The organism is Streptomyces sp. ST2-7A, from assembly GCF_021390475.1.
GTDB lineage: Bacteria > Actinomycetota > Actinomycetes > Streptomycetales > Streptomycetaceae > Streptomyces.
In genome coordinates this window covers 24,658-31,349 of record NZ_JAJUWS010000058.1, presented here as the reverse complement: position 1 = coordinate 31,349, position 6,692 = coordinate 24,658, and the positions used below count along the sequence as shown (strand labels likewise).

Annotated in this window: 6 protein-coding genes; 3 read left to right on the top strand and 3 right to left on the bottom strand. The window is 75.5% G+C overall.

Going from position 1 to position 6,692, the window contains the following annotated elements:
* Window positions 1-89 precede the first annotated feature (89 nt).
* Entirely contained in the window at window positions 90-278 is a 189-nt protein-coding gene (locus tag LZF96_RS24780; RefSeq protein WP_233876820.1) for a DUF5703 family protein, read from the bottom strand.
* Window positions 279-325: 47 nt separating this feature from the next.
* Between LZF96_RS24780 and LZF96_RS24775 the strand changes: the two genes are divergently transcribed.
* Window positions 326-979, top strand: coding sequence for a hypothetical protein (locus LZF96_RS24775; protein ID WP_233876818.1), 654 nt, complete (start codon window positions 326-328; stop codon window positions 977-979).
* A gap of 183 nt (window positions 980-1,162) precedes the next feature.
* Here the strand turns inward: LZF96_RS24775 and LZF96_RS26800 are convergent, their stop codons facing one another.
* Both LZF96_RS26800 and LZF96_RS24765 read right to left on the bottom strand, forming a co-directional pair.
* Window positions 1,163-3,484, bottom strand: coding sequence for a helix-hairpin-helix domain-containing protein (locus LZF96_RS26800; protein ID WP_308294284.1), 2,322 nt, complete (start codon window positions 3,482-3,484; stop codon window positions 1,163-1,165).
* On the bottom strand, window positions 3,481-4,467 hold the full coding sequence (locus LZF96_RS24765; RefSeq protein ID WP_233876816.1) for an aldo/keto reductase: 987 nt from the start codon (window positions 4,465-4,467) through the stop codon (window positions 3,481-3,483). The genes LZF96_RS26800 and LZF96_RS24765 overlap by 4 nt, the downstream gene beginning before the upstream one ends.
* A 192-nt stretch (window positions 4,468-4,659) precedes the next feature.
* Between LZF96_RS24765 and LZF96_RS24760 the strand changes: the two genes are divergently transcribed.
* The gene (locus LZF96_RS24760; protein ID WP_233876814.1) at window positions 4,660-5,709 is read left to right on the top strand and encodes an LLM class F420-dependent oxidoreductase; all 1,050 of its coding nucleotides are present in this window, start codon (window positions 4,660-4,662) and stop codon (window positions 5,707-5,709) included.
* Window positions 5,710-5,963: 254 nt separating this feature from the next.
* Window positions 5,964-6,653, top strand: a complete 690-nt coding sequence (locus LZF96_RS24755; protein ID WP_233876812.1) for a histidine phosphatase family protein — start codon at window positions 5,964-5,966, stop codon at window positions 6,651-6,653.
* Window positions 6,654-6,692 lie beyond the last annotated feature (39 nt).

Below are 6,692 nucleotides of genomic sequence, written 5' to 3'. Positions count from 1 at the left end.
GCGCGGGGGGGGCGGTTGTCGTTAGGTATGTGGGGGGGTCCGGTGACACGGGCCGCCCCCTCATCCACGATCCGGCCGGATCGTCCTCGTCACCACGTGGCCCGCAGTTGACGGATGATCCGTCGGCGCAGACGCACCCTTCTGCTGCCATCCGGGTACAGGCGCAGCCGGTGCAGCTCCCAGTGGCCGTACTCGGCCTGTTCGGTCAACAGCCGGGTGGTGGCCGAGCGGGACACCCCCCGGGGGACGTACACATCACGAAACTCGTATTCCGGCATCGCCTCCATTGTGCGGGCAGGCCCCTGTTCCCGATACCGTCTGCACCATGTCTGATGTTGTGCAGCCCGGGGCTGCCGAGGTACGAGCCGCAGCCGAAGCGCTCAAGGAAGCGCTGGACCGGCACCTCACCGCTGTCGAACGGCGGGCGGCGGCGGGTGAGGACGACGCGGAAGCGGCGGCCGCCGTCTTCGCCGCCTTCAACGAACTCGCCGCGGCGGGCGAGGTCTATGACGAACTGCTGTATGACGCCTACGACGAGGTCACCCCCTTCGAGGTGCCGCTCTCCGAGGGGTCGTCCGGGTACGAGGGACCCGGCGACCCCGAGGCGATCAGCGTGTTCATCCGACGGGATTACATCGTCAACGATTCCCGGCGTCTCATCGCCCGGGCCCAACAGATCACCGATGTCGACCCCGAGTCCGTGGACGAGGAGGAGGTGCGGGGCGTCGCCGCCGAGCACAGCCTGCACGCCGCCCTCGGTGTCCTCTTCGGCGAGTACGAACCGGACGAGATCGCCGGTCGGCACAAGGAGTTCGGTCTGGAGGAGGGCGACGCCACCACCTGGGTGACCGCGGCCGAGGAACCGGCCGAGCCGGGGGAGTGGCTGCGCGACCCGTTCGACGGGGTCGACCCCGAACGAGTGATCTGCCGGTTCGACATCAGTGACGCCTTCGACGAGGAGGATCTCGAGGGCCGCTAGGCCCGGCCCGATCCGCGACACCGATCGGGCTCCGGGGCCCGACCGGTGCGGCGGTGGCGCACGGCGCGGCGGGCCCGCCCCGCCGATCGGGGCCCCGGGCGGCGGCAGCCGGGGCCCGGCCCCGCCCAACCCCGTCCTGCCCCGGGGCGGCTCCCGAGGGAACCGCCCCGGGGCGTTCCCCGCTCAGCCGGTGGGGCCGCCGGTCGGGCCGGCCACCGCCCTGCGCAGCAGCAGCGGCAGCCGGGTGACGCGCTCCACCCGGCGCGGTACGGCGACCGCCGCGGCCGCCCCGCCGCCGGTGCCCTGGACCACGGACAGGTGCCGCTCGCCCCGCCCGAAGGCGGTGTGCAGCCATCCCCGGTCCAGCCGCCGCCCCGCGTCGCCGGGCACCACGACCACGGCGGCGGGCCACCGTCGTCCGGTCGCCCGCCGGGCCGTCACGGCCCAGCCGTGCCGCACCGAGTCCGCCACCCGCTCCGGTGGCACCGTCACGGTGCCACCGGCCCCCTCCGAACCGTCCGCCCCGGAAGTCGTCGCCCCGGAGGCGTCCGGATTCCCGGGGTCGGTCGACCCGCCCCGCTCCCCGGCCGGGGACACCCCGCCGGGCGGGCCCAGCCGCAACCCCTCCGGCGTACCCCCCAGCACCTCGGCGGCACGATGCCGATCGGGTCCCTCCCGGTACTCCACCCGATCGCCGGGGTCGAAGCCGCCGAACCGGCCGGGGCCGGGGTTGACCGCCGCCTTCAGGGCGGCGTTGAGCGCGGCGCCGCCGACCGGTCCGTTCTCGGAGGGGACGATCACCACCGTCGCGGCCGGGCCGACGCCGAAGGCGCGCGGAATGGACTCGGTGACCAGCTGCACGGTGCGGTGAACGGCCTCCCCGGCATCCCGCGCGGTGACCACCACGACCTCCCGGTCCGGTGCCTTCACGGGGGACAGCTCACCGACCGCCACGCCCGAGACCAGCTCCCCGATCGGCCCCGGGTCCGGGGTGCGGGAGACCACCGAGGGACACAGGCCCCGGCCGGCGGCGGTCAGCAGGTCCCGCAGCACGGCACCGGCCCCGGCGGACTCCAGGCCGTAGGGATCGCCGGAGAGGATCAGACGGCCCCCCTCGGGGAGTGCCTCCACCAGCGCGGCCGCCGCCTCGACGTCCAGCAGTTCGGTGTCCAGCACCGCCAGCAGGTCCAACGGCAGGGTGCCCTCGGCGTCCCGGCCGGGTCCCTCCCGACCGGTGAGGAGACCGGCGCAGGTGACCACCGGGAGGCCGGGGACGCCCGCCGTGGCGCGTCGCACGCCGTCGGGGCGGTGCACGGCGGCCCCCGCGCGCAGTCCGGCCGCCCGGGCCGCCGCGACCACCGCGAGCGGTTCGGCGCGGGCGGTCTCACCGCCGGTGTGCACCACCAGGCCGTGGTCGCGGACGGCGCTCCACAGTTCGGCGGTGGAGGACCCCGGACGCACGGTTCCCCCGCCGTCCCCCGCCGTCCCGGGCACGGTCGGCGGTCCGGTCGGCAGGGCCGGGCGGGTGTCGGGGGAGCCGGTCGCCAGCCGGATCAATCCGTCGGCCAGCGATTCCTCGGCGACGGCCCAGCGTTCGGTGCCGACCAGGGTCCGCACCGGCACGGCCGGCACGGTCTCGTCCGGATCCTCGGCGTCCCCGGTCTCCCGGGCCTCTCCGGCATCCCCGATCCCGTCCGGATCGCCCGGATCGCCCGATGGCACGGGCACCGGCGGGTCGGCCGGCGCGGCGTCCGGATCGGGGTCCTCGAACAGCACGGCGGCCCCCGCCTCGATCGCCTCGGCCAGGGCCTCCTCCGGCCGGGGGACGCCGAACCCGCCCAGCGCCCGGGCCAGGGCGGCGGGCTCGGCGGCGGTGTGTCCGAAGAGTGCGCCGCGTTCCAGCAGGTGGACGCAGAGGGCCTCGACCCGGCGCGGATCGTCGGGACCGGCGTCGGCGCCCAGCAGGGCCCGGGCGCACTCGTCGGCGCGGTCCGGCGTGGTGCCGGGCAGGGCCAGGAGCTGCCAGGGGTCGGCCGCCAGGACGCCCGCGGCGTCCGGGCCCCAGAGGCGGGCGGCGTCGCCGGCCAGTGCCGGGACGGCCTCGGCCGGCACGCCGACCCGCTCCAACAGCGCGGGTAGATCCGGGGGAATCGCCGGCGCCGGGCCCCGGTCCTCCCCGCCGGGGGAGCCGCCGGGTCCCGGATCCGCCCGCGGCGGGGCGGGGGCCGGTCGTGCGGGCGCGGGGCGCGAGGCCGGCGCGGGGCGGGCGAAGAAGCTGTCGGCCGAGCGCTCGCCGCTCTCCACCGCGCGCACCGCCGCCATCAACTCGGCGGCCGGGCCGCGCGGGCCGGTGGGAGCCCCGCTCCCACCCCCGTCACCGGTCCGCCCGCCGGTCCCGGTCGCGCCGCCCGGGGCGTCGGCTTCCTTCCCGGGGGTGTCGGTCGCGTCGCCGGTGTCCCCGCTTCCGGCGTCGGCGGGGGGCGGTCGGTGGTCGGGGGCGGTCACAGCGAGCTCCAGTCGTGGTCGGGGTAGTGGTGCACCGGCGCCGAGACGTCGTCCAGGGCCCGGCGGATCTCCCCGGGAAGAGTAAGACTCTCCACCGACAGTGATTCCTCGAGTTGGCGTGCCGTTCGAGCGCCCAGGATCGGGGCCACCACGCCGGGCCGGTCCCGTACCCAGGCCAGGGCGACCCGGGCGGGCGTGGTGGCGAGTCCGTCGGCGGCGGTCGCGACCGCCTCGACCACCCGTTGGGCGGCCTCGTCGAGGTAGGGGGCGACGAAGGCGGAGAACCGGTCACGGGCGCCCCGGGATCCCTCCGGCCGGGCTCCCTTCCGGTACTTGCCGCTGAGCACGCCCCGTCCCAGTGGAGAGGAGGGCAGCAGCCCGACGCCCAGTTCGCGGGCGGCGGGCAGCACCTCCCGTTCGATTCCGCGCTGCAACAACGAGTACTCCATCTGGGTGGCGGCCAGGGGGTAGCGGTCGCCGGGGGCGGAGAGTTGGTGGGTGCCGGCCATGGCCAGTTGCCACCCGCAGTACCCGACCACGCCGGCGTACCGGACCCGGCCGCTGCGGATGGCGGTGTCCAGGGCCTGGAGGGTCTCCTCCAGCGGGGTGTCCGGGTCCCAGGCGTGGACCTGCCACAGGTCCAGGTGGTCGACGCCCAGCCGCTCCAGCGAGGCGTCCAGGGCGCCCAGCAGATGACCGCGCGAGCCGTCGAAACGCCGGTCGGGGTCCGCGACGCAGCCCGCCTTCCCGGCGATGATCAGGTCCCGACGGGGCACGAACCCGTTCAGGAGGCGTCCGAGCATGTACTCCGCGCCGCCGTCCGCGTACACGTCGGCGGTGTCCACCAGGGTGCCGCCGGCTCCCCAGAACGCCTTCAGCAGGCCTGCGGCCTCGTGTTCGCCGACATCACGACCCCAGGTGAGCGTGCCGAGCCCGAATCGGGATACGCGCAGGCCGGTACGGCCCAGGTGCCTGAGATCCATGGCCGTTGAGCGTACTGGCGGTGCGCGCTAGAGTCCGGGGACCGGGTGGTTACCGATCGGTAGGTGTCCCGAGCCCGTTCGAGGCGGGTCCGCCCCGGACGGGTCGGCCCCGGCCGGTGACGGGCGATGACCGGAGACGACCGGGCACGACCACGGACGATCAGGGAAAACGACCAGGGAAAAGGGGCCGCTGTGCAACTGGGAATCAACCTCGGCTACTGGGGAGCCGGCATGGACGCCGACAACCTCGCGGTGGCCCGGGAGGCCGACCGTCTCGGCTACGCCGTCTGCTGGGCCGCCGAGGCGTACGGCTCCGACGCCCCCACCGTGCTCTCCCGGGTGGCCGCCGAGACCGAACGCATCGACGTCGGCTCCGCCATCCTGCAGATCCCGGCCCGCGCGCCGGCCATGACCGCGATGACCGCCGCCACCCTCGACACCCTCTCCGGCGGACGCTTCCGCCTGGGCCTGGGGGTCTCCGGCCCGCAGGTCTCCGAGGGCTGGTACGGGGTGCGCTTCGACAAGCCGCTGGCCCGCACCCGCGAGTACGTGGAGATCGTCCGCCGCGCCATGTCCCGCGAACGTCTCTCCTACGAGGGCGAGCACTGGACGCTGCCGCTGCCCGATGGTCCCGGCAAGCCCCTCAAGCTCACCGTGCACCCCGTGCGCGAGCACATCCCGCTCTACATCGCCGCCATCGGCCCGAAGAACCTCGAACAGACCGGTGAGATCGCCGACGGCGCCCTGCTGATCTTCTTCGCGCCCGAGCACGCCGAGGAGACCACCCTGGGGCATCTGCGGGCCGGCCGGGAACGGATCGGCGCCGACCTGACCGGCTTCGACGTGGTACCGACCGTGCCGCTGGCGGTGGGCGACGACCTCGACGCGCTGGCCGATCAGTTCCGCCCCTACACCGCCCTGTACGTGGGCGGGATGGGCAGCCGCAAGCAGAACTTCTACAACCGGCTGGCCCGACGGATGGGATACGAGCGGGCCGCCGAGGAGATCCAGGACCTCTACCTGTCCGGCGACCGGGACGGTGCAGCCGCCGCCGTCCCGCGCGAACTGATCGACTCCACCGCGCTCATCGGCCCGGTGGACCGGATCGCGGATCGGATGCGGGCCTACGCCGACGCCGGGGTCACCACCCTGTCCATCTCCCCGGCCGGATTCGGCCTGGAGGAGCGTCTCGCCTCCGTGCGCGCCGCCGTCACCGCCCTGGAGCGGGCCGGCCTGGCCTGAGCGGCCCCCGGGTCCCCGGCGGAACACCTTCCGCCGGGGGCCGCCCCGGGCCGACGCGGACCGGGCGCCGGGGCACGGGCCCGGCCGGTTCGCCCACCCCCCATCGACCGGTCGATCGACCGTCCCGGCTCCTTCCGGCTCCTCCGGGCGCGTCCCGATCCGGTCCGTGCGGTGCCCTTCCCGCTCCGGGCCGCCCCGTGCCCCGCCCGCCCCGTTCCCCGCGCCGGCGCCGGCGCTCGTCTAGGCTGGCCGGCATGCCCACCGTGTTGCTCGTGCGCCATGGCCGGACCGCCGCCAACGCCGGGGGACTGCTGGCCGGACGTGGTGAGGGTGTCGGCCTCGACGACACCGGCGTCGCGCAGGCCGCGACCCTGCCCGCCCGTCTGGAGGCACTCCCCCTCGCCGTCGCCGTTCACAGCCCTTTGCAGCGCTGCCGGGAGACCCTCGAGCCGCTGGCCGCCGCCCGACCCGACCTGTCCGTGGTCGAGGACGAGCGGATCGTGGAGTGCGACTACGGCGAGTGGACCGGCCGCTCCCTCGCGGACCTGGCCCGCGAACCGCTGATGGAGGTCGTGCAGCGGCACCCCTCGGCGGCCCGTTTCCCCGGTGGCGAATCCATGCCGGAGATGGCGACCCGGGCCGCCGCGGCGGTGCGCGACTGGGCGGGGCGGGTGGAGGACGAGCACGGTCCGGACGCCCTGTGGCTGATGTGCTCGCACGGCGACGTCATCAAGTCGATGGTCGCCGACGCCCTCGGCCTGCACCTCGACCTCTTCCAGCGGATCTCCGTCGGACCGGCCTCCGTGACGGTCATCCGCTGGACCCGCGAGCGTCCTTTCCTGCTGCGTCTGGGTGACACCGGTGACCTCTCGGGGCTGACCGCCGGTCCGGGGCCCGGCGCCGGATCGGGGGGAGCGGCGGCGGTGGGCGGGGGGGCCACGTGAGCGGCGGCAAGATCGCCGGGCGCAGTAGGGTTCCGGTGC